This is a genomic window from Haemophilus haemolyticus, assembly GCF_003351405.1.
GTDB classification, from domain to species: domain Bacteria; phylum Pseudomonadota; class Gammaproteobacteria; order Enterobacterales; family Pasteurellaceae; genus Haemophilus; species Haemophilus haemolyticus_N.
The window spans coordinates 723,282-749,430 of sequence record NZ_CP031240.1 but is presented as its reverse complement, the minus strand read 5'-3'; the positions used below and the strand labels follow the sequence as shown (position 1 = coordinate 749,430).

Here is a 26,149-nt window from a genome sequence, read left to right as displayed (position 1 = left end):
TATCAATAACAAATTATTGAGTTAGCTGTTGATAAAAAAATGCAGTTCAAAATGAACTGCATTTTTCATTATATCATTCAATTTCTTTTAAACGTGCCGTAAAGTGACGGAGAACTTTTGGTTCATAAGTAAAAGTTAAACCTTTAATATTCTCTGCATTTTCTTTCACTTTTTGGAACGCCTCAATAATGAAATCCATATGAGTTTGCGTATAAGTTGCACGTGGTACAGTTAAGCGTAAAAGCTCAGCTGGACATGGTAGTTGTTTACCCGTTTTCGGATCTCGTCCTAATAAAAATGAGCCAATTTCTACCGCTCTTATACCTGCAACTTTATAAAGTTCGCAAGAAAGTGCTTGTGCTGGGAATTGGTCGGCTGGAATATGTGGTAATAATTTACCTGCATCTACGAACGCTGCGTGGCCACCCGGTTGTTGACAAGGCACACCAATTTTTTCTAAGCCTGCAACCAAATATTCAATTTGCGCGATACGATAAGCCAGCCATTCTTGGCGCATACCATCATGCAAGCCAACAGCCAAGCGTTCCATTGCACCACCTTCTAAACCACCATAAGTAGGGAACCCTTCTTGCACAACACAAAGCGTTCTACATTCGTGATAGACTTCCTCCATTGATTTATCTTTAAACGCTAAAATACCGCCCATTGGTACCATCGCATCTTTTTTGGCGGACATCGCTAAACCATCAGCATAGCGATAGCTTTCGTAAGTAATTTGTTCAATAGTCCAGTCTTTATAAGCTTCTTCACGTTGTTGAACAAAATAGGCGTTTTCTGCAAAACGAGCTGAATCCATGATGACTGGAATATCGTATTTACGCGCAATTTCATACATGCCTTTCAAGTTTGCAATAGAAACTGGCTGACCACCCGCAGAGTTACAAGTAATGGTACATACAATGTAAGGTACATTATGTGCTCCCACTTCTTGAATTCCTTTTTCTAATTTTTCTAAATCGAAATTACCCTTAAATGGATGTTTTGCTGTTGTATCAAATGCCTCTTTTATATAAACATTGCGAACCGTTGCCCCATTAATTTGGCTATGTCCTTGTGTGGTATCAAAGAAATAGTTAGAGAAAACCACCATTTTGCTGCGATCTAAACCTTTTTCACGTTCACGTTTAGCAATCAATACCGGAATATAAATTTGTTCAGCACCACGGCCTTGGTGAGTAGGGATTGTATATTCATAACCAAAAATATCTTTCACTGCTTTAGCTAGCGCATAATAACTGCGACTGCCGCTATAGGCTTCATCGCCACGTAACATTGCAGCTTGCATATCTTGTGTAACAGCACCAGTACCGCTATCTGTGAGTAAGTCAATGAAAATATCTTCACTATCCAATAAAAATGGATTCATGCCTGATTTTAAGATCGCTTGTTCACGATACTCACGAGTAGTTCTTTTTACTGGTTCAATAACACGAATCCGGAAAGGTTCAGGTAAATGTTTAAAATTTTCCATAGCAAAATCCCCAAAAATTAATTTGCTTAGTTTAAATAAAAAATTATTTTCTAAAATGAAAACACGTTGATGGTTAATAAGAAAGGATTAATAAATTATGGGAAAATAAAAAGATAATCTTGGATCAACAAGAACCCAAGTTTGGTTAGGAGAGAGCAAGTTGAGCATATTAAACTCCTTTTAAGAGAAGAGATACTTAATAAAACTTAACACTGACTTCTAACTACGAAGCATTATCAGAATAATATAAAATTTAACATTGTCATCTATTATTTTTTTATTTTGTGATGCTCCTCACAGAATATTTTTAATAAAAAAGAGCGGTGAAAATTTGTTGAGATTTTCACCGCTCTTTTTAGAGGAAGATTAACGTCTTGGAAGATAACGTACTGGATCCACTGATTTACCTTTATAGCGAATTTCAAAGTGGAGTTTCACGGTATTTGTACCAGAGCTACCCATTTTTGCGATTTCTTGACCAGCTTTGACTTCTTGTTGATCGGTTACAAGAATTTTATCGTTATGCGCATAAGCACTTAAGAAATCATCATTATGTTTGATGATGATTAAATTACCGTAACCACGTAAAGCATTGCCTGCATACACGACGCGACCTGATGCAGCCGCTTTAACAGCCTGTCCACGAGAGCCGCTAATATCAATCCCTTTATTTCCTCCATCAGTATTGGAGAAACCTTGAATGATATTACCTGAAGTCGGCCATTGCCATGCAACATTTGATGCGATTGGAGCAACAACATTGGCATTAATCGGTGTGCTATTGGTGTTCTCTACTGGCGTAGTTGGTGCTGATGGTGTTGGCCCAGGAGCAACTGGAGTTGTCGCAACCAGTGCCATTGCTGGTGCGCTATTTGCTACACCTGCGCCAGATTTAATTGGTCCAATGATTGTGCCATCCGATCCCATTTGCGTACCATTTACACCTGGCGTATAGGTGACAGCCGGTTCTGCAGGTGCTGTCGGTGCAGCCGCAGTAGTTGTTGTCGTTGCTGCCGCAGGTTGTTTTACAGGAACCGTTGTTGTCACTGTTTTTGTACCACAATTAGAGATTTTTAAAGTTTGTCCTAGGCTCAAACTATAAGGCTCTGTCATGTTGTTCAATGCAGCTAATTCTTTTACATCAATCCCCGCCAAGTAAGCGATTAAGAACATGGTATCGCCTTTGTTTACTTTATAGGTATTGCCTTTGTAAGAGCCTTTTTCAATTTGGCTATAATCTGGTGCATTGGTATTTGGGTTGCGCGGAACATTAATATGTTGAGAACCTACGCAATCAGAAACTGTTTTAGTGATTGTTTTTGTTTGCACTGGCGCTGGAGCTGGTGTTGGCGCTACTGGTTTTTGAGCCGGCTGAAACGCTGGCTGCACAGGTTTGAATGCCGGTTGAGCAGGCGCTGCTGGCATGGCAGGCTGTTGATAAGTCGGCTGAAAATTTGGTTGTGGTGTTTGCACGCCTGTTGGTACACCGCCCATCGCGGGTACCGTGTTTTTTTGAATTTCAGGTTGCCAAGAACCGCCCGCACTTTCGCCATTGACTGGTTGCATGATGCCTGGGGAAAGATTGCCATCAGCATTGCTGATTGGAGCGGGAGAATTAGAGGTACAAGCCGATAATACAACAAGACTCAAAGGGAGTAAGAGAAATGATTTTTTCATAGTAATTCCTTATTGTTCCTTTATTATTTCATTTGCGCTGGCATTGTATTTTTTTGAATTTCTGGCATAAAACTACCGCCAGCAACAGCGCCTGTGCCTTCTACTGGTTGCATAATACCGTTTGGTAATGCATCTGGATCTTTAACTGGTTCTAATGCACATCCAACTAATACGAATCCAGCCATTAAAATAAGACCTAATTTATTCATTTTTCTATCCTAGTTTTTCAATATAAAGTAAGCAATGACAGCCAGCACAACGACTGACCAACCTATAATTTCAATAGATTTTCGCAATTTTGTTGCGAATTTTTCACCGCCCCACGCGGCTAATTTTGCCACCAGCAAGAAACGCGCTAAACGTGAAACAAATGCGGTGATGACAAAAGGGAAAAATGCCATTTGCATTACGCCAGAGCAGAGAGTAAACACCTTGTAAGGAATTGGGCTAAAACCAGCCACAAACACAACTAATACGCCCCATTGCTCAAACCAACTGACGGCTTTTTCCCAATGCGCACCATACCCCCATTGTTGTACAATGTTTTCTACCCAATCCGTTGCATAATAACCAATTGCGTAACCAATCACCCCGCCGATGACAGAAGCAATTGCCGTATAAAATGCAAATTTCACCGCACTTTTCGGCTTTGACATAGACATTGGGATCAACATCACATCGGGCGGAATAGGAAAAAATATTGCCTCGATAAAACTTACAAAAGAGAGCCAAAAAGCAGCAAAACGATGTTTTGACCATTCCATCGTCTTATCATACATCGCGCCGAAAATTTTCATATTTATTCTCTATTTGCTAACACAAGTCATTATTCCTGCGCTAACCAATCTTGTAAAGCCGAAAGTGAATGATGTGCAGTAAGATCTGCCTGAATTGGCGTGATAGACACATAACCATTCTTCACAGCATAGAAATCTGTTCCCTCGCTTTCATCTTCGGGTAATGCAGAGGGACCAATCCAATAAATGGTTTCATCTCGTGGATCTCTTTGTTTAATCACTTCAACGGAAGATGAACGATAACCTAAGCGACACACCTTGTAACCTTTTAATTCTTCAAAAGGTAAATCTGGTACATTGATGTTAATAACTTCACGAGGGTTTAATAATTGATGATGTAATTTTGGAATGAGATCACACACGACTCGTGCTGCAGTTTCATAATGTTGACGACCATCTAACGAAACCGCAATAGCAGGCAAGCCTAAATGACGCCCTTCAAGAGCTGCGGCTAATGTGCCTGAATAAATCGTATCATCGCCCATATTACAACCCGCATTAATGCCTGATACCACTAAATCTACTTGGCCAGATAAAAATCCGTTTAATGCTAAATGCACACAATCTGCTGGTGTACCATTCACACAATAATCGCCACTGTCTAAATGGCGTGGGCGCAAAGGCTCAACTAATGTGAGCGAGCTTGATGCTGCACTTCGATTACGATCAGGTGCAACAACAATGACTTCTGCAATTTTTCTTAATTCTGTTGCTAAAACTTGAATGCCTTCCGCGTGAAAACCGTCATCATTACTGACTAAAATTCGCATTGTACTTCCTTATGCTTCTGTATAATTTACTAACTCACGAACTAACGCCGTGGCATAACTGCCCGCAGGCAAATAAAATTTCAAACGCAAGCCCTCAGGCTCAAATGCCCAAGAAAACGCGTTTGCTTTCATTAATAATGGACGACGAGCTGCCTTCATTCTTTCTTGTTTCATTAAAGGATCGAAGGCTGAATGCTGGCGCACAATTTCATTTTCAATATCGTTTGCTGCCAACACATCTTCACCAATTAAAGGGGCGGTGAGTAAAATATCTTGATTTTCTAACCGCACTTGCAAGGCATTTAAGTCTTCTTTTTCGTCCGCTTTGAACCAACTGTGCGAACCGGCTAATTGCACAATATCGTTTGGCAAAACTTGATTTGTTGCTTCCTTTTCGATACGTTCCGCCACAACTAAATTAAAAATTTCACTGCGTGCGGCGGAAAGATAAAAACTGCGTTTTTTGCGATCTTTTACCTTGATTTCCCCTTGCGCCCAACGCAATGCTTGCGTGAGGTTATGACCATCCCGACCAAAACGTTGTTCCGTAAAATAATTTGGGAAACCAAAATTTGCCACAAAATCCAACCGCGCTTTAAGCTCATCTGATTCTTCCGCGCCGCGTAATAAAATATCGAAATAATTTCCCTCAAGGCTACCCGTGCGAATTTTTCGGTTATGTCGAGTAACCTTTAAAATCTCTAAACCATCTAATTCAAATAGACTGAAATCGGGCGTATCCATTCCTGGCATTTGTAAACAAAACCATTGTTCTGTCACTGCTCGACGATCTTTCAACCCTGCATATCCCATATTGCGTTCAGAAATACCAGCAAATTTAGCTAATTTTTCGCCAACAAATAAGGTGTTGTAATCCGTTTTTCGTACATACAAGGCAACAAACTCCCCTTCACCTGACATTTCATAGCCTAAATGCTCTTTTACAATAAAATCCGCACATTCAGCTTTTAAAAGTGCGGTGGTTTTTGGCGGTGTTTTTAATGCCAAATAAGGGAGTTGTTCGAGCATGATTAAGGGTTCTTTTTTATAGAAAATAATTGCGCGAAATTTTATGCGACTTTTGGTGATTTATCCACTAAAATAACCGCACTTTTGTTCTTGTTGAAGGATTTTATTATGTCAAAATTGGCTGAATTACAAGCTGAAACCCGTGAAATTATCGCTGATTTACTTAACGATGGTAGTGACCCGGATGCGCTTTACATTATTGAGCATCACATTGCTCATCACGATTTTGATTTGTTAGAAAAAATCGCCGTAGATGCGTTTAAAGCTGGTTATGAAGTTTCCGAAGCGGAAGAATTTGAAGATGATGATGACAAACCAATTTTCTGCTTTGACATTATCAGTGAAGTAGAATTAAAAGCGGAAATTATTGATGCACAACAAAAAGAAATCCTTCCGTTATTAGAAAAACATAAAGGCATTTATGATGGTTGGGGCACCTATTTTGAAGACCCGAACGCTGATGACGACGAATACGGCGATGATGGGGAATTTTTTGATGACGAGGATGTCGAAGAGCCTCGTGTGCATTAATCATTATTTTTAACCGCACTTGATAAGTGCGGTTATTTTTTTAGGAGTTTCAATATGAAATTAAAATCTCTTTTCTTGGCATTATTGGTATTTCCTCTTACTTTGCCTGCATTGGCGGATAATTCTCAAAGTGCGGTGCAAAATAATATTGTTTCTTTTAATGCTGAAGTCGAAAAAGAAGTTTCACGAGATTTGTTACAGGTTACACTTTTTTATCAGGCAGAAGGAACTTCGCTTTCTACCTTAAATAAAACAATCAATGAGAAATTAAGCAAAGCACTTTCTATCGCGAAAAACGAAAGTGTGGTGGAAATCAAAGATCATTTTCGTCATACCAGTGTGCGTTATAACAATCAAGGCAAGCAATCTGGCTGGATTGATCGTGTAGAACTTGTATTAGAAAGCAAAGATTTCCAAGCTATCTCCAAAGTGCTTAGCGAGCTTGATGGTGTTATGGCGGTGGAAAGTACGAATGCACTTATTTCATCAGAAAAATTAATGAGTTTAGAAAATGAATTAACTCAAGCTGCATTGGATAAATTTAAAAACAAAGCCACATTAATTCAAAATTCGTTGAATATGAAAGGCTATCAAATTTTAGATTTAGATGTGTCTTCCGTGAATGAACAAACCATGAGCCCACGACCTTATATGATGGCGATGGCAAAATCTGCCGATATGAGTGCAGTGGATTCTTCTGGCGATGCTTATCTTGAAAATGGTAAAGAGAAAATAAAAGCTCGCATTAGTGCGCGAATTGCATTGCGCGCGGAATAATTTTCGCTACAATGGTACGACTTTTTTAACCGATTTTTTATAAGGAAAACATAATGAAAGTAGCAAAAAATGTAGTGGTGAGCATTGCTTACCAAGTTCGCACACAAGATGGCGTATTGGTCGATGAAGCACCAGCAAATCAACCACTAGAATATTTACAAGGCCACAATAATTTAGTGATCGGTCTTGAAAAAGCGCTTGAAGGTAAAGAAGTTGGCAACAAATTTGAAGTACGTGTACAACCTGAAGAAGGTTACGGTGCATACAGCGAAAATATGGTTCAACGTGTATCAAAAGATGTATTCCAAGGTGTTGATGAACTTGAAGTTGGCATGCGTTTCTTAGCGGATACTGACATTGGTCCAGTTCCAGTGGTGATTACTGAAATCGATGGCGATGAAGTTGTAGTTGATGGAAATCACATGTTAGCTGGTCAAGAATTACATTTCACGGTTGAAGTTGTTGCAACGCGTGAAGCAACGTTAGAAGAAATCGCACACGGCCATGTTCATGGTGCGCATAGCCACCACCACGATGATGACGAAGAAGGTCACGGTTGTGGCTGTGGTGGTCATCACCACCATCACGACCATGAGCACGAACACAGCGGATGCTGCGGCGGTGGTCACGGGCACGGACATGGTCACGGCAGCTGTGGCTGCGGTGGTCATTAATTAAAAATAGCCGAAAAAATACCGCACTTTAATATCTCAAAGTGCGGTATTTTTATTGATATTTTTAACTACACATCATAAGTGGTAGAGGCTGTATTACCACCACGACCTGTCCAGTTAGTATGGAAGAATTCACCGCGTGGTTTGTCAGTACGCTCGTAAGTGTGTGCACCGAAATAGTCACGTTGAGCTTGCAATAAGTTTGCTGGTAAACGTGCTGAGGTATAACCATCTAAAAAGGTGATTGCAGACGCCATACAAGGCATTGGAATACCCACTTCGATAGATTTCGCCACCACTTTACGCCAGTCACTTAATGCATTTTCTAAAATACCCTTGAAGTAACTATCTGAACCTAAGAAGATTAAATCTGGATTTGCTTCATATGCATCACGAATGTTACCTAAGAAACGGCTGCGAATGATACAACCTTCACGCCATAATAATGCCGTTGCACCGTAGTTTATGTTCCAGCCAAATTGTTCAGAGGCTTCACGAATAAGCATAAAGCCTTGTGCGTAAGAAATGATTTTAGACGCCAATAATGCTTTACGCACTGCTTCAATCCAAACTTTCTTATCACCTTCAACTGGAACAACCGTCTTATTGAATAATTGATTTGCTGCAACACGTTGATCTTTAAATGAAGAGACGCAACGAGCAAAGACAGATTCAGTGATTAAGGTTAATGGAATACCGAAATCTAATGAATTGATGCCCGTCCATTTACCTGTCCCTTTTTGACCTGCGGTATCTAAGATTTTTTCAACTAATGGTTCACCATCTGCATCTTTATAACCAAGAATATCGGTGGTGATATCAATTAAATAGCTATCAAGTTCAGTTTTTTTCCATTCTGCGAAGATAGATTGCATTTCATCATAGCTCAAGCCTAAACCTTCTTTTAAGAATTGATAAGCTTCACAGATTAATTGCATATCGCCATATTCGATACCGTTGTGAACCATTTTCACAAAGTGGCCAGCGCCTTCACCACCAACCCAGTCACAGCAAGGTTCGCCTTGTTCTGTTTTAGCTGAGATTGCTTGGAAAATTGGTTTCACATATTGCCATGCTTCTTGATTACCACCTGGCATGATAGATGGTCCATGACGTGCACCTTCTTCACCGCCAGAAACCCCCGAACCAATAAAGCGAATGCCTTTTTCCGCTAACGCTTTTACACGACGATTTGTATCTGGGTAGTTTGAGTTACCACCATCAATGATGATGTCGCCTTCTTCTAAGTGTGGTAATAATGCCTCAATGAATTGATCTACTACATCACCCGCGCGCACCATTAACATCACTTTACGTGGTTTTTCTAATTTAGAAGCTAAATCTTCTAAAGAATATGCACCGATAATATTCGTGCCTTTTGCCGCACCTTGTAAAAATTCATCCACTTTTGAAGTGGTACGGTTATATGCCACAACTTTAAAGCCATGATCATTCATATTTAAAATGAGGTTTTGCCCCATTACGGCTAAGCCGATAACACCGATGTCGCCTTTTACTGACATTGTTTTCTCCTGTTATAGGGTACAATTTGTTGTACCGATTTGAATACTTTGGAGCAACAAGTTGCACCAAATGACTACACGCAAAAAGTGCGGTCGTTTTTTCAATTATTTTTTTATTTATTCTGGCGCGCGTCAGAAGACACGGCCTATTAAAAGAGTGAAATATTAATTTTGATGTACTTTAGCTACAAAGATATTTTCATTAATTTCAATAGTATATTCATAAACATTATTGATACTAAATTTCTCTATTTGACGAATTCTATCTTTTAAAAATAGGAGATACATTTCAAAAAAAGGGAGTATAATCCAACCTATAATAAGAAAAATGTATCGATTAGTACTAAAAAATTCGATGTATATTATTAACAAAGAACCAGCCAAAACCCATAAAAACCATAATAATCTCAATAATTTTTTCTTACCGATATATTTATAACCTTCTTTTGTTATCTGGCCATAATCGTTTATAAATCCTAATCTATTTAGCTCAAAAAATAAAAATGAATTATTATTTCCAATATTAGCATTTAATAGTCGATCTACTTTTTCTATAGAGTAACCTTTGAAAACCGATATTTTTTGAATAAGAATATCTTGAATAACTTTATGTTCAAGTTTCAATTTGTCAAATTTTTCTTTAGAAAAAAACTCTAAAATACGCTCAGAATCGGAATTTCTAAGCTGTCTAGGCAAATAGATAAAGCGTTTAATATTTAACCAAATAAATTTAAGAAAAGGAATTATTACAGGCGCTAACAACAATGATAAAAGATCTTTATTTGCTCTTAAAAATTCCAAATAAGATGTTACATTTATATCCATATTACCCCTACAACGTTCTCACGATGGCACATACTATGAAGCGTGCGCTATCAGTAATCTATCTTCTTGCTACACAAAAGTGCGGCCACCTTTCCAAGTATTTTTTAACTCTTCGTCCACGCACTCACATGCTGAGAAAATCCAATATATGGATAATAATTCACGGCTTGTGAAGTAGATAAAAGCACAATTTTGTGCTTGTGGGGGCAAGGCTTGTTTAGTGTGTTCAATCAACTACAAGATGATACCTTGTTTCTGATATTCTATAGCAAAACTTCTTTTAAATTTCTCTAATTAACGAGTTACCTTGCTCTAACGTGTCTAACCACTGCCATTTTTCATAACCAATGAGTTTACTATTTTCTAAAGAAAATGTGGTACAACAACGCCCCAAACGATTTTCTAGAGATTGATTTAAATGTTGATACGTAAATTCAACTTGAGTATCGTTAATCCATTTTCCAATTAAAAAACCTTTTAAAATTTCACCGCCACCATATTCGGCCCAAATCATTTTACCTTGTTGATGATAATGAAATTCTGTTTGGCTACTCACCTCACCATTTGATGTATTTTCAACAGCAACGAATTTTTTATTATCTAAATTCAACATTAAAGTTACTCCGAATCTGATTCATCTATATCTTATTTTAGTCCGTACAATGTTAATAAATTAACTCTTCGTCCACGCACTCATATGCTGAGTAAATCCAATATGCGGATAATAATCCACTGCTTGTGGAGCAGATAAAAGCACAATTTTGGCTTGTGGATGTAACGCCTGTTTGGTGTGTTCAATTAACTGCAAGCCAATACCTTGTTTTTGATATTGCTCATCAACCGCTAAATCAGATAAATAACAGCAGTAGGCAAAATCCGTCACGGAACGTGCCACACCCACTAATCGTTCACCATCCCAAGCGGTGATTAATAAATCCGCATGGTGCAACATTGCTGCGACACGCTTTTCATCCTCTAACGGACGGCGTGCCCCGAGCGTTGTTTTATTTAACAATTCAATAAATTGTTTAACTGAAATCGGTTCATTCACTTTGTAGTCTATCATTTTGCAAGCCTATGATATTTGATACTCAACTTGTTATAGCAATTTCGCCGCCGCTTTATCCAAATACCATTCCGTCACCCCATTTTTTGCTTTAATTTTGGCAGCAGGATAAGGCAGGTTTTCTGATGTCGTGCTTTGGATTTCTTTTAAAATATCCGCTTTGCTTTCGCCAGTGACCAAATAGGTAATGCGTTTAGCTTGTTCGATGAGTTTGGCTGTTTTAGAAATGCGAATTTGACCGCTTTCAGGGTGTTTTGCAATGACAGCAAGGTTTTCATCATCAAAATTGGTTTGATGTGGGAAAAGAGAAGCGGTATGACCATCAGTTCCCATACCTAAAATAATCCAATCAAAAACACCGTTTGGAATGACCGCACTTAATTCTTCTTCGAAGCGTTTTAACTCAAAGTGCGGTTCATTTTCACCGCGAATTCGGTGAATATTTTCTGCTGGAATTTGAATGTGATCGAATAAGAGTTTCTGCACTTCGCCATAATTGCTTTCAGGATCAGATGGCGGAACCATACGATCATCTCCCCACCAAAAATGCAGATTTTTCCAGTTAATTTGTTCCGCATAAGGTGATTTTGCTAAGGTTTTAAATAGCAACTTAGGCGTTGAACCACCAGAAAGGGAAATATGCACAGGGTGAGTTAATTGGCTATAAATCACAAATTCTTGTGCAATTTTATCGACTGCGTGTTGAGCCGTTGGGAAGCTGATATAGTTCATTGATTTTCCGTAGGGTGGGCTTTAGCCCACAATTTATTATGTTCGATATTAAGAGCAGGGGGCTCAAGCCCACCCGACTAGATTAATTAAACTTTTTTCTTCATTAATCCACTTGGTTTACGCCAAACCTTGCCTTGTTTTGCGATTAATTTATCGGCTGCCACAGGGCCCCAAGTACCCGCTTCATATTCATGAATACGACCACCATTGGCTTTGTAATCTAAAATCGGTTGCACAAATTTCCATGCAGCATGCACAGCATCGGTACGAGCAAACAAGGTTGCATCGCCTTTCATCGCATCCAACAATAAGCGTTCATAAGCGGTTAGCACTTGTGCGCCAGCTAAATCTGCATAACGGAAATCCATTGATACTTCTTTCGCTTCAAAACCTGCACCAGGTTTTTTCAAACCAAAACGCATTGAAATCGCTTCATCTGGTTGAATACGAATAATCAATTTATTCTCTGGTGCATTTTGGCTGAATACAGGATGTGGAGTAGTTTTAAAATGGATCACAATTTCAGTCACACGAGCTGGTAAACGTTTACCCGTACGAACATAGAACGGCACACCAGCCCAACGCCAGTTTTCAATTTCACAACGTAATGCGATATAAGTTTCAGTGCGAGAATCTGCAGGCACACCTTTTTCTTCCAAATAACCTTTTGCCATTTTACCGTTGATTTCCGATGCGGTGTATTGTCCCAAAACGAGATTATGCTCCATATCTTCTGCAGTTAACGGACGCAAACTATGCATCACTTTTGCCACTTCATCACGCATTGAATTCGCATTAATAATCGCTGGCGGCTCCATTGCCACCATCGCGAGTACTTGCAACAAATGGTTTTGGAACATATCGCGCATTGCGCCAGAACCATCATAATAGCCACCGCGCTCTTCCACGCCTATAGATTCTGCACCAGTAATTTCTACATAATCAATGAAATTACGGTTCCAAAGCGGTTCAAACCAACCATTTGAAAAACGTAATACGAGCAAGTTTTGAACGGTTTCTTTACCTAAATAATGGTCGATACGATAAATTTGGTGTTCTTCAAAGAAACGGTGGATTTGTACGTCTAATGCTTGCGCTGTTTTTTCATCGTAACCAAAAGGTTTTTCAACAATAATACGCTTCCAGCCATATTCTTCCGTATTTAAACCATGTGCAGCCAAACACTCAGGAATCACGCCATAAAGACTTGGTGGGGTGGACATATAGTAAAGCGTGTTACCACAAGTTTTATATTTATCATGAAGATTATCTAAGCGTGGAACAAGTTTTCCATAATCTTGAGCATCAGATGTATTCACTGCTTGGTAATAAAGATGAGAACAGAAAGCATCTAAAGTATCAGGTGTTATTTCTTCATTGTTAATTAAAGCCTCACGCATTTTTTCGCGGAAAGTTTCATCGTTCAAGTCAGAACGTGCAACACCAAGAACGGAAAAGTTTTCACTTAAACGCCCAATTTTATAGAGATTATAAAGAGCTGGAATGAGTTTACGATGAGTTAAGTCACCAGACGCGCCAAAGATGACGATACAGTTATTATCAGTTTGCATAATTATTCCTTATAAGATTCCGAGTAATATCAGAAAATAATGCCGTATTCTAGAGAAAAAAACCAATCGAACCAATCAATTAAATTGAAAGATAGAATGCCAATCGAGCGATTGCTCGCCCACCATGACAAAATGCGGATTAATCAAGGTTTCTCGTTGGTTATAGGTTAAAGGCTCAAAATGAGAGTCAAAAATGGCACCGTGAGTTTCACCCAGTAGCACTTCAGCGCCAGCGGTATCCCATTCACCAGTTTGCCCTAAACGAACATAACAATCTACTGCACCTTCAGCCACCAAACCGCTTTTTAAACTACTTGAACCCACCACAACAAATTCACAAGGAAAATCCTTCGGTAAAATCGACCGCACTTTTTCTTGTGAAGTGGTTGCACCTACCGCAATTCGTAAAGGGCGGTCAAAATTAATCGTGTTTTTAGTGAGTCTTTTTACCTGTTCCACTTGTTTTTTAAACGCGCCGAAATTATCCATTGCATAATAAGTTATAGATAAAACTGGCGCATGAATAACGCTTAACACAGGTTTATTTTTACGAACTAAGGTTATCAAAACAGAAAATTGATCGGTACGATTAATAAATTGTTGTGTGCCATCAAGAGGATCAATCAACCAATATTCTTTCCAATTTTTACGTTCTTCAAAGGAAATATGACAATTTTCTTCAGAAAGAACGGGGACATTAGGGAAAAGTGCGGTCAATTTTTCTATCAAAAATTGGCTCACAAAAAGATCCGCTTCCGTCACAGGCGTGTTGTCTTCTTTCAATTCAACATGAACCTGTTTTTGATAAAACTGTTGCAAATGCTTACCCGCTTGATAAGCAATCAGCAATACTTGGTTAAGTAAGTGTTCGTTTAGCGTAAGCATAAAATTATTCTCTTGTTTTTGGCAGCAACCACGGCATCACAAATAGAGCATAAAATACCATTCCGCATGTACTTATTAACCCGAGGGACAATCCCCCTTCGGTCAACCAGCCCCAAAAGGAAGTGTCTTGTTCACCAAGCAATAGTAAATAAAAATAAGATGCCATATTGCAGTAAACAAATGAAATGATCGATGAAACTAATACAATCGAAGCAATGTTATAACGTGTGTAACGGAATTTTGCAGCTAAAAGTGCGGTTAAAAATGCAGGAATGGTGGCAAGAAGAAATGCTGTGAGAGTATAGCTAGAAAAAGGAACGATAACGCCACTTGAATCATCATCGAACCAAATCAAAAGTGCGGTGACGATTACTTGTAAAATTAGAGGGAAAAAAATAAGTGTTTTTAAGTAAGATTTCATAATAAAAAAATAGGCTATCCAAAAGGTAGCCTATTCTAAAATAAATTTAAGAATTAATCAGATTTTTTCGCACGTAATACGCGAGATGCAAAAATCACAATGCCCACGATAAATACGATTAAACCTAACCACTCGCCAATAGTATCCCAGTTTTCAAGATTTAAGGATAATGGCGCTTCAGAACCACCGGTGGTAACAGAAGCCGCAATAATGAATGCTAAAATTACCCCCATCAAGCTTTCACCTACGATTAAACCTGCAGAGAAAAGCGTACCGAAACGTTCTGCTTTAGCTGACACTTCTTTGTTACCAAGTTTTACAATATGACGAGTCATGATCCATGCTAAGAATGCACCAACAATAACAGGCATATTAATTGATGGTGGTAAGTAAATACCAATCCCCACAGCAATAACTGGCAAGCCAAAGACTTTGTTGCTGACTTTTTTCAAGAATGCATCAATCGTAATTAACACAGCGCCTAAACCTACACCAGTTAAGATATAAGTCCATTCCAATTTATTTGTGAAAATACCTTGAGAAATGGTGGTCATTAATGTTGCTTGTGGTGCAGATAGGGCTTGTGAAGGATCCATATCTGGACGTGGCAACGCACCGCTGAAACCATACGCATGATATAAGATTTCTAACACTGGTGCGATAACAAGCGCACCGACAAAGCAGCCAATAATTAATGCTACTTGTTGACGCCAAGGTGTCGCATCCACTAATAAACCTGTTTTTAAATCTTGCAAGTTATCATTAGAAATCGTTGCTGTGGTTAATACAATTGATGCAGTAAAGAGTGTAAGTGCGGTCAAAAATTTCTGACCATCTACGGTTTCAAATAAGCCAGATGCATTACCGATTGACACCAATACCAATGATATCACGATAACAGAAATAATCCCGATACCAGAAATTGGGCTTGAAGATGAACCCACTAAACCCGCCATATAACCAGAAGCTGCAGCCACGAAGAAGCCGATAAATACAGCTAAGAAAGTACAAACTACAACTAATAAAATGGAAAGCTCAGGTGAAATCGGTGCAGCCGCGATAAAGTGGTGTAATGAAATAACAATTAACACAACTGTCGCAATTAAGATATAAATCATTGTTTTTGGAGAAAGGTCGATATCAACGCGATGCTCAGATTCAGCTTGTCCACCTTTCAACATACGGAAAGAATGTACCATCCCTTCAATCATTGGTTTCATTAAAATCAGCAATGTCCAAATCGCTGCAATACCAATTGTACCTACACCAATAAAGCGAACTTTTGTTTTCCAAACCACCATTGCGGCATCAATTAAGCTTGCATCTGCCGCGATATCACCTGACATAGTGAAATATGGCACAGCCACACCCCAAGTCAAAATAACACCAATTAACATCGCAATACCACCTACGATACCAATTAAATACCCCGCACCAAGTAAGGCAAGTGAGAAGCCCATTGGTAATTGGAAAGCTGCTTTACCAGTTTGAATCCAAGCGCTTGCACCATCAGCCATCACGCGTAAACCGTTCGTTAAAAATGCAACTAATCCCGCTAAAACACCACCGTAAGCAATATCTTTCACGCCGCTATCGCCATCTGTATGATTACCTGCTTTTAAGATTTCTGCAGCCGCTACGCCTTCAGGGTAAGGTAAATCACTGTTTACCACCATCGCACGGCGTAATGGAATGGTAAATAACACACCCAATGTACCACCAGCAGCACAAATCAACATGGTTTGCCAGAATGGGAAGTCTTGCCAGTAGCCCATCATTAATAAGCCTGGTAAGACGAAGATCACAGAAGAAAGCGTCCCCGCTGAAGATGCTTGTGTTTGCACCATGTTATTTTCAAGAATACTAGAATCTTTGAAAAATTTGAGCACAGCCATAGAAATGACGGCCGCCGGAATAGATGACGCGAATGTCATCCCCACTTTTAGACCAAGATACACATTGGATGCAGTGAAAATCACTGTAATCAATGCGCCGAGGATAATTCCTCGAACGGTCAATTCTTTTAAGTTTTCGTTATACATAAAAATGTTCCTTGAGTAAAAAAAGAAAACACCTAAACATTGTCAAAAATCGAGTATTTTTTCAAGTTTTTTAAAGGAAAATTTGAGCTTGTTAGAAAATATTTAATAAAAAGGGGAATATTTGAATGACATTTTATTTATAGATAAGCGAAAAAGGCTAAGTCAGGGTTGTGTTCATCTGGTTAGCCATAATTTTGCCCTTCAAAAGAGGAAAATAAGAGAACAATAATTAAATTAAGTCAATTATTTTTGGCTTAAATAATCTTTCAAGGAATAAAGTGCGGTTAAATTTCTAGCTTCATTGAAATTGGGCTCTGCAAGTAATTCATCGATTTTTGACAATGGAAAGCGAACAATTTCTAATGGTTCGGGCTCATCACCTTCTAACTGGCAAGGATAAAAATCCTGAGCAACAAAAATATGAATAACGCTACGCATATAACTTGGATTGGTAATCACCGTACGCAAGAAATCAATTTTATTGGCCCCCAGCCCCAACTCTTCCTTTAATTCACGATTTGCTGCATCTTTCGGTTCTTCATCTTTATCTACACCGCCTTTAGGAAATCCCAATTCATAACGTTCTGTGCCAACTGAATACTCACGAATCAATAACAGATCATCTCCATCAATAGGAACCATCATAACAGCCTGTTGATTACCAGGTTTGAAACGCTCATAAGTACGTAATTCTCCATTAGAAAACGCTAAATCAACAGACTGAATTTCAAATAAACGAGACTTAGCAACGACTTGTGTGGTAAGAATTTTAGGTGATTTTTTGGATGAATCAGATAACATAAGTTTTCCTTTATTTTGTGATAGGATTGGGACAAACTGTACCACAAAATAGCAAAAGAGAAATTCACAAATGGAAGAAAAAGAAGTCAGATTAGATAAATGGTTGTGGGCTGCACGATTTTACAAAACACGGAGCATTGCCAAAGCCATGATTGAAAGTGGTAAAGTGCATTACAACAACCAACGCGCGAAGGTAAGTAAAATTGTGGAAGTGGGCGCAATGTTAAAACTTCGCCAAGGAAACGAAGAAAAAGAAATAAAAATTATCGCCTTAAGTGATCAACGCCGAGGTGCACCAGAAGCACAATTACTCTATCAAGAAACCGAAAATAGCGTGAAAAAAAGAGAAGAAATCGCGTGGGCAAGAAAAAATAACTCCCTTTCAATGCCCCATCCTGATCGTCGACCAAACAAAAAAGAGCGGAGAGATTTATTGAAATTTAAACACCAAGATAAATTTGAATAAAAATTTCACCGCACTTTCTATGTTCTTAAGGTTTAATATCTCGCAAAATTGGATTTTGCATTGAAATCAAGGTTTCAGTGGATTGAATTTCATCTATTAACTGAATCTTGGTCGCCAAAACAGAATGTAATTCTGCGATTGTGTGTGTCATCACTTTTAAGAAAATTGAGTAATTGCCCGTTGTATAATAGGCTTCCACTACTTCATCAAAACTTTCTAACTTTTTGATCACTTTCTCATAATCTTTTGCGCTTTTTAGAATAATGCCGATAAAACAGCATACGTCATAACCTAATTTACGCTCATCAATGATCACCTTCGTGCCTTCAATAATGCCCGATTGACGCATTTTTTCTACTCGCACATGAATCGTTCCCGGGCTGACACCAAAGTTTTTTGCCATTTCTGCGTATGGTGTTCTCGCATCTTTAGTTAGTACACGTAAGATTTGCTGATCTAAACTGTCAATATTGTGCATAAAATAGCCTCCTTTAGATTTTATTCAATTTTTCTTTTCTGATTTAGATAATATTCAATTTAAAAAAGAAAGCAAACAAAATACTTGAAACAAACGTAATATTTATTAAATAATACATAAAAACATCACCTATTGTTAAAAAGGGTTATCAAAATGAAAAAGACATTTATTTTACAACAACAAGAAATCAGTTTTGTGAAGAACACCTTCACCCAAAATCTTATTGAACAACTTGGCATTATTGAAGTACAAGGCCCTATCTTGAGCCAAGTGGGTAACGGAATGCAAGATAACTTATCTGGCATTGAAAAAGCCGTTCAGGTTAATGTGAAATGTATTCCAAATGCGGTATTTGAAGTTGTACATTCTCTTGCAAAATGGAAACGCCACACCCTTGCTCGTTTCAACTTTAAAGAAGGCGAAGGCTTGTTTGTTCACATGAAAGCATTACGACCAGATGAAGATTCTCTTGATCCAACGCACTCTGTTTATGTAGATCAATGGGACTGGGAAAAAGTGATTCCTGAAGGTCGTCGTAATTTTGCATACTTAAAAGAAACAGTAAATTCTATTTATCGTGCTATTCGTTTAACGGAATTAGCCGTAGAAGCACGCTTTGATATCCCTTCAATTCTTCCAAAACACATTACCTTTGTGCACAGCGAAGATTTAGTAAAACGCTATCCAGATTTAAGCAGTAAAGAACGTGAAAACGCAATTTGTAAAGAATACGGCGCAGTATTCTTAATTGGGATTGGCGGCAAACTTTCAGATGGCAAACCTCATGATGGCCGTGCACCAGACTATGATGACTGGACAACTGAATCTGAAAATGGCTATAAAGGTTTAAACGGTGATATTTTGGTATGGAACGACCAATTAGGTAAAGCCTTTGAACTTTCCTCAATGGGTATCCGCGTAGATGAAAGTGCATTACGCTTACAAGTTGGCCTCACGGGTGATGAAGACCGTTTAAAAATGGATTGGCACCAAGATTTATTAAACGGAAAATTACCATTAACTATTGGCGGCGGTATCGGTCAATCTCGCCTAGCAATGCTTTTACTTCGTAAAAAACATATCGGTGAAGTGCAATCAAGCGTATGGCCAAAAGAAATGTTAGAGGAATTTTCAAATATTCTGTAAATTGATTTGCCCCAAAACCTAGACTCTTTAATTAAGGACTGATGACGATATTGTGTCGAATTCAGTCCTTTTAATTTCAATTAAATTCATCGATAAGTTGCCATTTGATACGCTAGTCTTGGTCTAATTCCATTATTCTTATTTATTATAAAAACTAGCAGTATCTCTGATACTCATTTTCCTATTCAGAATTGGTTGGAGACCCTATTTTAAATTTGATTGTGTAATGTTTACCCATAATAAAATCTTCACCTCAATGATTGATTTGTTTAGTCTAGCTTTTTGGATACAAATAAAATTTACCGCACTTTTTTTGCTTATAAAAACAAAAAATGCACTTTGTAATTAAAGTGCATTTTTCTTATTGTTAAGCATCCATCGACATACAGAGTAAGGTTAATGGGTGAATACAGGTCACATTGGATGACATATCAATTTGCCATTTACAGGTTTGGCATTCAGATATGACATAATCAAACCCACCTTCGTTAATATTATCGAATAGGTTTTTACCAATAGATTGTGAAACCTCATAGTTTTCTGATTTAAAACCGTAAGTCCCAGCAATACCACAGCATTGGCTAGGTAACATAATAATTTCTAAACCAGGAATTTTTTTCAACACTTCCAAGGTATAAGGTGCCCAGCCCGCCTTATCTACGTGACAAGCAGTGTGATAAGCCACGCGAAGTTTGAGTGGTTTCAACGGTAATGTTTTACCTTCTTTGAACAGTTGGTATAGAAATGGCGTCACCATATGAATATGCGGACGGACTTTAGCATTGTCGATACCTAAAATATGATGGTATTCATCACGCAGATTGAGTGAACAACTTGATGCTTCACTGATCACATCTAGTCCATTTTCATCTACCATTTTTCCAATGTAATCGGTATTGAACTGTGCGATATTACGTGCACGCTCTGGAAAACCGTTTACCATTAATGGTAAACCACAACATTTTTCTTTTTCTAATAACATCACCCCAATGTTCATCGCATTGAAAACTTTAAGGAATTCTTTACCAAGCTGTGGATTATTATAGTTCACATAGCAACCATGATAATATGCGACTTTACGCTCAAATTTTTGTTGGTCTTGTAACGCATTTTTCATATACCAGCTACGGAACGTGCCAAACGCATATTTAGGTAAAGTACGTTCTTTACTGATTTTAAGCGTTTTTTCCAACATAAATTTGGTCGCTTTTAGGCTTGTGATGGTGTTTACAATCGGCGCTAATGGCGTATTGATTTTCCCCATTACATCCGTGTTACTTAAAATCGCATCACGCAATTTATTCATTAACGGTTTTTTAGATTGAGCTAAGTGATTATTACGCGCACGCACAATTAAATCACCGATTTTCACATCTGACGGACAAGCGACTTCACAACGTTTACAGTTGGTACAATATTTAAGTGCTTCATCGTAAAGTTCTGCTGATTTTAAGCGTAAACGCTCACCATCTGGGCCAGATTGTTTTGGGCCAGGGTAAAGCGGATTGTTGCGTGAAACCGGACAAACAGCAGTACAAGCCGTACATTTAATACAGCTTTCAAAACTTTCGTCGATATATTTATGGCTTTCAGGTGAATTAAGGGATTGTTTTGCACTATCAATGAGTCGTTGAATATTATTATCCATATTATTCCCCCTATTTCGCCAAGATTTCATCAGCAACCGCCAAGGCAGTTACAACAGCTACACCCGAACCACAACCAAGCTCAAGGGCATTAAACCCACCAATTACATTACCGACGGCATATAAATTCGTTAAATATTGACCGCTCTTTTGCACTTGGCATTGAGCATTAATTGCCACACCAGCAGATTGATAAGGTTGTGGATGAGCAAAACGATGAGCAGTCCAAGTGAAACGATCTTTATCGTTAAACCCTTCAACACCGATAATATCGGATTCAAAAACTGGCTCATAAATTTTATCGAATTCAGAAATGAGTCCTTTACTGAAGAAACTTCCTGAAGCCAGTACAAAATTATCTGCGGTAATTTCTTCATCTTCGAGCAAGCGAGTGTTGATGCAACGTACTTGATTTCCTTCAAATGTTGCGCTCAATGCACTATCACCGTTAATCATTAAACCACCAAGGGATTCAAATTTACGGCGTAATTGAATACGTTGACGCATACCGAGTAATGATGGTGGCAATGTTGGTAATTCAAATAATGCGAGTTTAGTTGTATCACGAAGTGCGGTCATAAATTCTTGGTTTTCTAAACCAAAACAAGCCGGTAAAAATACGGCATCTGCACCTTGGGCTGATTCAATAATTTCTTTAACAAGATCATTGAACGCAAGTTTGTGCTCGAGAAGTTGAGAGATATTTACACTACGGAACTCACGAGCATTTTTGCGAAGCTCGTCTAATTGTGGAATATTTAAGAAACCACTAGTCACTTCACAATGCTCAAATTGTGGGTTTAACACCAAATTCGCCGCCAAAAGTTCAGGTTGAAAATCGTGATAACCTTCGATACCAAGCACCGCAATACGTTTATGCGGAAAACGTTCATTGCCTTGTACAGTTGGCACACTATTTGGTGAAAGCCACGCACCACGTAAACTGCCTAAGCCTGTTACACGCCAATGGTTCTTTTCCGTAGAACCAATTAAATCAAGATTTAATTCATTGGCTAAACGTTCAAAATCTTGTGCTTTAGCAAGCACTTTCTCTGCACCCAATAAACTATAAGGATGGGCTGGTAATTCATTGCGAAGTGCGGTGATATTTTCTTTTAAATTTTCTACCGCGCGACCTTCTCCATTTGAAGTTGATGGCATACGGCTTAATAAATCTAAAGAGCCAGATGCAAAATCAATGGCTGCTTGACCGTTGTTGATAATCACGCAACGTTTGCCGCGTTGTTGAAGGGCGATGCCACAGGTTAAACCCGCCAAACCACCGCCAATAATGGCTACATCAAAATTCATTGCTATCCGTCCCTTGTTGTGCTTGTTCATCAAGCGGTTTCACATCATTTAAACCTAATACGCTACCATACATCCAAGATGTAAATTCGGCTTCGCGAATCGCTTCACCCCAAGCAATCGGCTCAATACCACGCCAGCGTTCTTCCATAAATGAAGAAAGTTGAGTGGTTGATTGAGTTGGTGTTGCCACCTCAAAACGGTTCATTAAGCCTGCCGCACGACATGCACACAGTTCAGCTTGGCAAGTCCCCATACCAACACGAGTACGACGGCGTAAATCCACAATATTATTTACACCTAATTCATCAATCGCGTAGCGAACTTCACCTGCAGTCACTGCTTCACATTCGCACACCATTGAACGATCTAAACGTTCTTTTTCAAGCAAACGAGTAGCTCGTGAACCATGACGATACACAGCAGAATAACGAATAGTACTTGGTAATGAAATGACTTTTTGATTGGTCTCTTGACGACTTTCTGTAGAGCCAGGTAGAGGTTGCTCCGCTGTTACACAACGTGCCGTTTTATTGAGTTTTTTACAAACAAGGTCGGTCGCCCATTCAGCCATTAAACGATAAGTCATTAACTTACCGCCAGTGATAGTAATAAAGCCATCTAAGCCATCACGTTCTGCGTGGTCAAGTAAAACGATACCACGGCTCACATTACGACCTGACGGATCATCATCACTTGCAACTAATGGACGCACCCCAGCATAAGCACGTAATACGCGAGTATGACGCAAGCTCGGTGCAAGTTTTTCACCTTCACGGAAAAGAATATCTACTTCTTCTGGCGTCACTTGCATATTATCAATTTGATCATAAGGAACACGACTTGACGTTGTACCAATAACACAAATTGTATCGCCTGGAACTAGAATATCCGCATCAGCTGGCTTACGACAGCGGTTAATTACAAGTTTATTAATGCGATGGCCCATTACGAGCAATGCACCTTTCGCGGGGAACATCTTGATTTTGAGATCAGCATATTCCGCAATCCCTTGTCCCCAAATACCACCCGCATTCACAACAAGTGGTGCAAAAAATTGGCGTTCTCTACGATTTTTATGATCGTACACATTCACACCAATCACTTTTCCACCTTCACGAATCAAATTTTTTACTTCGCAATAAGTGAACATTTTTGCGCCGTTTTCTGTCGCATCCATCATATTAGAGGCGGTTAAACGGAATGGGTCAATAGAACCATCTGGCACGACAACAGCACCCACTAAATCTGGATTTACAGAAGGCTCCATAATTTTAGCTAAATCAGGATCAATGGCTTGCGCATCAATTCCAGATTTTGCACAACTCTCAAGGAAGGTTTTTTGATAGTCGAGAGAATCTTCAGGCAACGTGATAAATAAGCCTTCCGTTTCATCTACGCAATGACGCGCAATTTTGCGCAAAATGCGGTTTTCTTTAATACATTCTTCAGCAGATTCTTGGTCGTTCACGGCATAACGTGCACCACTGTGTAATAATCCGTGGTTACGTCCTGTCGCCCCCGTTGCGATATCTCTACGTTCCAATAAAATACAATCAATGCCACGAAGTGCACAGTCACGCGCAATACCAGCACCCGTTGCGCCACCACCGATAATAATGACATCAGTACTGAGTGGCGAAAAATCTCCAACATCTTTGTACATGCTAGGCGATAATCCCATGTTTACCCCCAATTCCCAAAATTTAACAAAAAAGTAATATAAAAATCACAGGCATTGTAGAGAAGTGCGGCCAAATTAACAACATTTTGAGCGCAAAAGAAAACAATTTTGTGATACCGATCACAATAATTTTCGCATTCGCTCAAATAGTGTAAAAATTTTGTGAAACACTTCACATTTTTTACTTTTTTTACTTCCTTATTTTTTATTTTCTTTTATCATGCGCCCATCCCTTACTGTCTAATAAAGGGTGAATAAAACTTACACATAATTAAAAGTTGGAGAAAAAAATTATGTTTGGACCATTCAAACCCGCTCCGCATATTGCGGAACTTCCAGCGGAAAAAATTGATTCCACGTATAGACGCTTACGTTGGCAAGTATTCGCAGGGATCTTCTTTGGTTATGCCGCATACTATTTCGTGCGTGCAAACTTTGACTTAGCACAACCTGGTTTAATTCAAGCTGGTCTTTATACAAAAGCTGAGCTTGGTGTAATCGGTTCTGCAGCTGGCCTTGCTTACGGTTTATCAAAATTCGTAATGGCTGGTATGTCTGACCGTTCTAACCCACGTGTATTCCTACCATTTGGTTTATTACTATCTGGTTTATGTATGACCTTAATGGGTCTATTCCCATGGGCAACCTCTGGCATCGCTATCATGTGGGCGATGATCTTCTTAAATGGTTGGTTCCAAGGTATGGGATGGCCTCCATGTGGTCGTACTATGGTGCACTGGTGGTCTAAATCTGAACGCGGTACAATCGTGTCAATTTGGAATACTGCGCACAATATCGGTGGTATGATGCCAGGTGCAATGGTGTTATTAGCAAGTGCCGTATTCTTCAGCACTCACGGCATTGAAGCACAAGCAAAAGACATTTGGCAACAATCCCTCTACTATCCGGGTATTGCAGCAATGATCTGTGCAATTCCAGTTTACTTCGTGATGCGTGATACTCCACAATCTTGCGGGTTACCATCAATCGAAAAATGGCGTAATGACTACCCTGATGACTATAACGAAAAAACTTACGAAAATGATTTAAGCACAAAAGAAATCTTCGTAACTTATGTATTAAAAAATAAATTGTTATGGTACATCGCACTTGCTAACGTGTTCGTATATTTAATCCGCTACGGTGTATTAAAATGGTCTCCGGTTTATTTGAGCGAAGTAAAACACTTCAACATCAAAGGTACCGCATGGGCGTATACAATCTATGAATTAGCAGCGGTTCCAGGTACATTATTATGTGGTTGGGTATCAGATAAAGTATTCAAAGGTAAACGTGGTTTAACTGGTTTCATCTTCATGATCTTAACGACAGTTGCAGTTGCTGCATACTGGATGAACCCTGCGACACCAGAAGCTGAATTAGCAAACTACAGCGCATGGTATCAAAACCCATACCAATTAACTGATTTCATTTTAATGACTTTAATCGGTTTCTTAATCTATGGTCCTGTAATGTTAATCGGTTTACACGCTCTTGAGTTAGCACCGAAAAAAGCAGCAGGTACTGCAGCAGGTTTCACCGGTTTATTCGGTTACTTAGGTGGTACAGTTTCTGCATCTGCAGTTATCGGTTGGGCTGCTCAACATTACGGATGGGACGGTGGTTTCTACGTAATGATCGGCGGTGGTGTATTAGCGGTGTTATTACTCTTAATCGTAATGGTTGAAGAAGGAAAACACAAAGCGAAATTAGGCGATACTTACGGTACTAAATAATTAGCTTAAAAAAGGCGGCGAGCAAATTGCTTAGCCGCCTTTTTTGTAACTAAAATCTAAAAAAACCATAAA

At 38.9% G+C, this 26,149-nt stretch carries 27 protein-coding genes and 1 pseudogene; 6 read left to right on the top strand and 22 right to left on the bottom strand.

Translation table 11 applies throughout. The annotated features are described in order from the left end of the window. Positions 1-73 precede the first annotated feature (73 nt). From tnaA to truD, 7 genes are all read right to left on the bottom strand, one after another. Positions 74-1,492, bottom strand: a complete 1,419-nt coding sequence (gene tnaA, locus DV427_RS03735) for a tryptophanase (RefSeq protein WP_114891345.1) — start codon at positions 1,490-1,492, stop codon at positions 74-76. An 87-nt stretch (positions 1,493-1,579) separates the two neighbouring features. Further along, positions 1,580-1,660, bottom strand: coding sequence for a tryptophanase leader peptide (gene tnaC, locus DV427_RS09665; RefSeq protein ID WP_074031114.1), 81 nt, complete (start codon positions 1,658-1,660; stop codon positions 1,580-1,582). 198 nt (positions 1,661-1,858) lie between these two features. After that, positions 1,859-3,169: a murein hydrolase activator NlpD gene (nlpD, locus tag DV427_RS03725; protein ID WP_114891344.1), complete on the bottom strand. Its 1,311-nt coding sequence runs from the start codon at positions 3,167-3,169 to the stop codon at positions 1,859-1,861. A 23-nt stretch (positions 3,170-3,192) separates the two neighbouring features. Continuing rightward, positions 3,193-3,378: a hypothetical protein gene (locus DV427_RS03720; RefSeq protein WP_114891343.1), complete on the bottom strand. Its 186-nt coding sequence runs from the start codon at positions 3,376-3,378 to the stop codon at positions 3,193-3,195. Positions 3,379-3,387: 9 nt separating this feature from the next. Next, complete coding sequence (locus DV427_RS03715) at positions 3,388-3,966, bottom strand: YqaA family protein (protein ID WP_114891342.1); 579 nt, start codon at positions 3,964-3,966, stop codon at positions 3,388-3,390. 29 nt (positions 3,967-3,995) lie between these two features. After that, positions 3,996-4,736 carry a 5'/3'-nucleotidase SurE gene (gene surE / locus DV427_RS03710; RefSeq protein WP_114891341.1) on the bottom strand — a complete coding sequence of 247 codons (741 nt, stop codon included), beginning with the start codon at positions 4,734-4,736 and terminating at the stop codon, positions 3,996-3,998. Between the two features lie 9 nt (positions 4,737-4,745). Next, complete coding sequence (gene truD, locus DV427_RS03705; RefSeq protein WP_114891340.1) at positions 4,746-5,765, bottom strand: tRNA pseudouridine(13) synthase TruD; 1,020 nt, start codon at positions 5,763-5,765, stop codon at positions 4,746-4,748. 108 nt (positions 5,766-5,873) lie between these two features. Here truD and rraB point away from each other — a divergent pair, with 108 nt between their 5' ends. Genes rraB through slyD form a run of 3 tightly spaced genes read left to right on the top strand, consistent with a single transcriptional unit; the run spans position 5,874 to position 7,747 of the window. After that, positions 5,874-6,296: a ribonuclease E inhibitor RraB gene (gene rraB, locus DV427_RS03700; RefSeq protein WP_114891339.1), complete on the top strand. Its 423-nt coding sequence runs from the start codon at positions 5,874-5,876 to the stop codon at positions 6,294-6,296. 54 nt (positions 6,297-6,350) lie between these two features. Further along, the gene (locus tag DV427_RS03695) at positions 6,351-7,073 is read left to right on the top strand and encodes an SIMPL domain-containing protein (protein ID WP_114891338.1); all 723 of its coding nucleotides are present in this window, start codon (positions 6,351-6,353) and stop codon (positions 7,071-7,073) included. A gap of 53 nt (positions 7,074-7,126) precedes the next feature. After that, a complete protein-coding gene (gene slyD, locus DV427_RS03690; RefSeq protein WP_114891337.1) occupies positions 7,127-7,747 on the top strand; it encodes a peptidylprolyl isomerase in 621 nt (206 codons plus the stop codon). Between the two features lie 68 nt (positions 7,748-7,815). Here the strand turns inward: slyD and gnd are convergent, their stop codons facing one another. The 11 genes and pseudogenes from gnd to nudE form a co-directional block, all read right to left on the bottom strand. Then, on the bottom strand, positions 7,816-9,270 hold the full coding sequence (gnd, locus tag DV427_RS03685; RefSeq protein ID WP_114891336.1) for a decarboxylating NADP(+)-dependent phosphogluconate dehydrogenase: 1,455 nt from the start codon (positions 9,268-9,270) through the stop codon (positions 7,816-7,818). 165 nt (positions 9,271-9,435) lie between these two features. Beyond that, complete coding sequence (locus DV427_RS03680) at positions 9,436-10,095, bottom strand: hypothetical protein (protein ID WP_114891335.1); 660 nt, start codon at positions 10,093-10,095, stop codon at positions 9,436-9,438. Between the two features lie 104 nt (positions 10,096-10,199). Then, positions 10,200-10,359: pseudogene (locus DV427_RS09540) on the bottom strand (GNAT family N-acetyltransferase); the annotation flags it as partial. A 16-nt stretch (positions 10,360-10,375) separates the two neighbouring features. After that, the gene (locus tag DV427_RS03670) at positions 10,376-10,708 is read right to left on the bottom strand and encodes an avidin-fold protein (RefSeq protein WP_114891334.1); all 333 of its coding nucleotides are present in this window, start codon (positions 10,706-10,708) and stop codon (positions 10,376-10,378) included. Positions 10,709-10,768: 60 nt separating this feature from the next. After that, complete coding sequence (locus DV427_RS03665; RefSeq protein WP_111387078.1) at positions 10,769-11,161, bottom strand: GNAT family N-acetyltransferase; 393 nt, start codon at positions 11,159-11,161, stop codon at positions 10,769-10,771. 33 nt (positions 11,162-11,194) lie between these two features. Next, the gene (gene pgl / locus DV427_RS03660) at positions 11,195-11,893 is read right to left on the bottom strand and encodes a 6-phosphogluconolactonase (protein ID WP_114891333.1); all 699 of its coding nucleotides are present in this window, start codon (positions 11,891-11,893) and stop codon (positions 11,195-11,197) included. Positions 11,894-11,979: 86 nt separating this feature from the next. Next, complete coding sequence (gene zwf / locus DV427_RS03655) at positions 11,980-13,464, bottom strand: glucose-6-phosphate dehydrogenase (RefSeq protein WP_114891332.1); 1,485 nt, start codon at positions 13,462-13,464, stop codon at positions 11,980-11,982. Between the two features lie 75 nt (positions 13,465-13,539). After that, positions 13,540-14,349 carry a 3'(2'),5'-bisphosphate nucleotidase CysQ gene (gene cysQ, locus DV427_RS03650; protein ID WP_114891331.1) on the bottom strand — a complete coding sequence of 270 codons (810 nt, stop codon included), beginning with the start codon at positions 14,347-14,349 and terminating at the stop codon, positions 13,540-13,542. Between the two features lie 4 nt (positions 14,350-14,353). Continuing rightward, positions 14,354-14,770 carry a hypothetical protein gene (locus tag DV427_RS03645; protein WP_114891330.1) on the bottom strand — a complete coding sequence of 139 codons (417 nt, stop codon included), beginning with the start codon at positions 14,768-14,770 and terminating at the stop codon, positions 14,354-14,356. Between the two features lie 53 nt (positions 14,771-14,823). Further along, the gene (locus tag DV427_RS03640) at positions 14,824-16,812 is read right to left on the bottom strand and encodes an OPT family oligopeptide transporter (protein WP_114891329.1); all 1,989 of its coding nucleotides are present in this window, start codon (positions 16,810-16,812) and stop codon (positions 14,824-14,826) included. A gap of 243 nt (positions 16,813-17,055) precedes the next feature. After that, positions 17,056-17,613, bottom strand: a complete 558-nt coding sequence (gene nudE / locus DV427_RS03635) for an ADP compounds hydrolase NudE (RefSeq protein WP_114891328.1) — start codon at positions 17,611-17,613, stop codon at positions 17,056-17,058. A gap of 70 nt (positions 17,614-17,683) precedes the next feature. Here nudE and hslR point away from each other — a divergent pair, with 70 nt between their 5' ends. After that, positions 17,684-18,079, top strand: a complete 396-nt coding sequence (hslR, locus tag DV427_RS03630) for a ribosome-associated heat shock protein Hsp15 (RefSeq protein WP_005626656.1) — start codon at positions 17,684-17,686, stop codon at positions 18,077-18,079. A 25-nt stretch (positions 18,080-18,104) separates the two neighbouring features. Here the strand turns inward: hslR and asnC are convergent, their stop codons facing one another. Next, positions 18,105-18,557: a transcriptional regulator AsnC gene (asnC, locus tag DV427_RS03625; RefSeq protein WP_005635654.1), complete on the bottom strand. Its 453-nt coding sequence runs from the start codon at positions 18,555-18,557 to the stop codon at positions 18,105-18,107. Between the two features lie 153 nt (positions 18,558-18,710). Between asnC and asnA the strand changes: the two genes are divergently transcribed. Further along, entirely contained in the window at positions 18,711-19,703 is a 993-nt protein-coding gene (gene asnA, locus DV427_RS03620) for an aspartate--ammonia ligase (protein ID WP_005630541.1), read from the top strand. A 367-nt stretch (positions 19,704-20,070) separates the two neighbouring features. Here asnA and glpC read toward each other — a convergent pair whose 3' ends face one another. The 3 genes from glpC to glpA are packed head-to-tail and all read right to left on the bottom strand — an operon-like array spanning position 20,071 to position 24,341. Further along, positions 20,071-21,351, bottom strand: a complete 1,281-nt coding sequence (gene glpC, locus DV427_RS03615) for an anaerobic glycerol-3-phosphate dehydrogenase subunit GlpC (protein WP_005632254.1) — start codon at positions 21,349-21,351, stop codon at positions 20,071-20,073. Between the two features lie 10 nt (positions 21,352-21,361). Beyond that, entirely contained in the window at positions 21,362-22,660 is a 1,299-nt protein-coding gene (gene glpB / locus DV427_RS03610; RefSeq protein ID WP_114891327.1) for a glycerol-3-phosphate dehydrogenase subunit GlpB, read from the bottom strand. Beyond that, positions 22,650-24,341 carry an anaerobic glycerol-3-phosphate dehydrogenase subunit A gene (gene glpA, locus DV427_RS03605; protein ID WP_114891326.1) on the bottom strand — a complete coding sequence of 564 codons (1,692 nt, stop codon included), beginning with the start codon at positions 24,339-24,341 and terminating at the stop codon, positions 22,650-22,652. Before glpA ends, glpB begins: the two co-directional genes overlap by 11 nt. Positions 24,342-24,634: 293 nt before the next feature. Between glpA and glpT the strand changes: the two genes are divergently transcribed. Beyond that, on the top strand, positions 24,635-26,077 hold the full coding sequence (gene glpT, locus DV427_RS03600) for a glycerol-3-phosphate transporter (RefSeq protein WP_114891325.1): 1,443 nt from the start codon (positions 24,635-24,637) through the stop codon (positions 26,075-26,077). Positions 26,078-26,149: the final 72 nt, after the last annotated feature.

Bases quoted from the DNA above. Each gene is read 5' to 3' on its own strand.
- glpC (WP_005632254.1), bottom strand. From the start codon at position 21,351: ATGGATAATAATATTCAACGACTCATTGATAGTGCAAAACAATCCCTT.
- surE (WP_114891341.1), bottom strand. From the start codon at position 4,736: ATGCGAATTTTAGTCAGTAATGATGACGGTTTTCACGCGGAAGGCATT.
- glpT (WP_114891325.1), top strand. From the start codon at position 24,635: ATGTTTGGACCATTCAAACCCGCTCCGCATATTGCGGAACTTCCAGCG.
- slyD (WP_114891337.1), top strand. From the start codon at position 7,127: ATGAAAGTAGCAAAAAATGTAGTGGTGAGCATTGCTTACCAAGTTCGC.
- asnC (WP_005635654.1), bottom strand. From the start codon at position 18,557: ATGCACAATATTGACAGTTTAGATCAGCAAATCTTACGTGTACTAACT.
- glpB (WP_114891327.1), bottom strand. From the start codon at position 22,660: ATGAATTTTGATGTAGCCATTATTGGCGGTGGTTTGGCGGGTTTAACC.
- glpA (WP_114891326.1), bottom strand. From the start codon at position 24,341: ATGGGATTATCGCCTAGCATGTACAAAGATGTTGGAGATTTTTCGCCA.
- truD (WP_114891340.1), bottom strand. From the start codon at position 5,765: ATGCTCGAACAACTCCCTTATTTGGCATTAAAAACACCGCCAAAAACC.
- asnA (WP_005630541.1), top strand. From the start codon at position 18,711: ATGAAAAAGACATTTATTTTACAACAACAAGAAATCAGTTTTGTGAAG.
- zwf (WP_114891332.1), bottom strand. From the start codon at position 13,464: ATGCAAACTGATAATAACTGTATCGTCATCTTTGGCGCGTCTGGTGAC.
- nudE (WP_114891328.1), bottom strand. From the start codon at position 17,613: ATGTTATCTGATTCATCCAAAAAATCACCTAAAATTCTTACCACACAA.
- DV427_RS03645 (WP_114891330.1), bottom strand. From the start codon at position 14,770: ATGAAATCTTACTTAAAAACACTTATTTTTTTCCCTCTAATTTTACAA.
- DV427_RS03680 (WP_114891335.1), bottom strand. From the start codon at position 10,095: ATGGATATAAATGTAACATCTTATTTGGAATTTTTAAGAGCAAATAAA.
- DV427_RS03640 (WP_114891329.1), bottom strand. From the start codon at position 16,812: ATGTATAACGAAAACTTAAAAGAATTGACCGTTCGAGGAATTATCCTC.
- DV427_RS03695 (WP_114891338.1), top strand. From the start codon at position 6,351: ATGAAATTAAAATCTCTTTTCTTGGCATTATTGGTATTTCCTCTTACT.
- tnaA (WP_114891345.1), bottom strand. From the start codon at position 1,492: ATGGAAAATTTTAAACATTTACCTGAACCTTTCCGGATTCGTGTTATT.
- gnd (WP_114891336.1), bottom strand. From the start codon at position 9,270: ATGTCAGTAAAAGGCGACATCGGTGTTATCGGCTTAGCCGTAATGGGG.
- nlpD (WP_114891344.1), bottom strand. From the start codon at position 3,169: ATGAAAAAATCATTTCTCTTACTCCCTTTGAGTCTTGTTGTATTATCG.
- rraB (WP_114891339.1), top strand. From the start codon at position 5,874: ATGTCAAAATTGGCTGAATTACAAGCTGAAACCCGTGAAATTATCGCT.
- tnaC (WP_074031114.1), bottom strand. From the start codon at position 1,660: ATGCTCAACTTGCTCTCTCCTAACCAAACTTGGGTTCTTGTTGATCCA.
- DV427_RS03715 (WP_114891342.1), bottom strand. From the start codon at position 3,966: ATGAAAATTTTCGGCGCGATGTATGATAAGACGATGGAATGGTCAAAA.
- pgl (WP_114891333.1), bottom strand. From the start codon at position 11,893: ATGAACTATATCAGCTTCCCAACGGCTCAACACGCAGTCGATAAAATT.
- hslR (WP_005626656.1), top strand. From the start codon at position 17,684: ATGGAAGAAAAAGAAGTCAGATTAGATAAATGGTTGTGGGCTGCACGA.
- DV427_RS03720 (WP_114891343.1), bottom strand. From the start codon at position 3,378: ATGAATAAATTAGGTCTTATTTTAATGGCTGGATTCGTATTAGTTGGA.
- cysQ (WP_114891331.1), bottom strand. From the start codon at position 14,349: ATGCTTACGCTAAACGAACACTTACTTAACCAAGTATTGCTGATTGCT.
- DV427_RS03665 (WP_111387078.1), bottom strand. From the start codon at position 11,161: ATGATAGACTACAAAGTGAATGAACCGATTTCAGTTAAACAATTTATT.
- DV427_RS03670 (WP_114891334.1), bottom strand. From the start codon at position 10,708: ATGTTGAATTTAGATAATAAAAAATTCGTTGCTGTTGAAAATACATCA.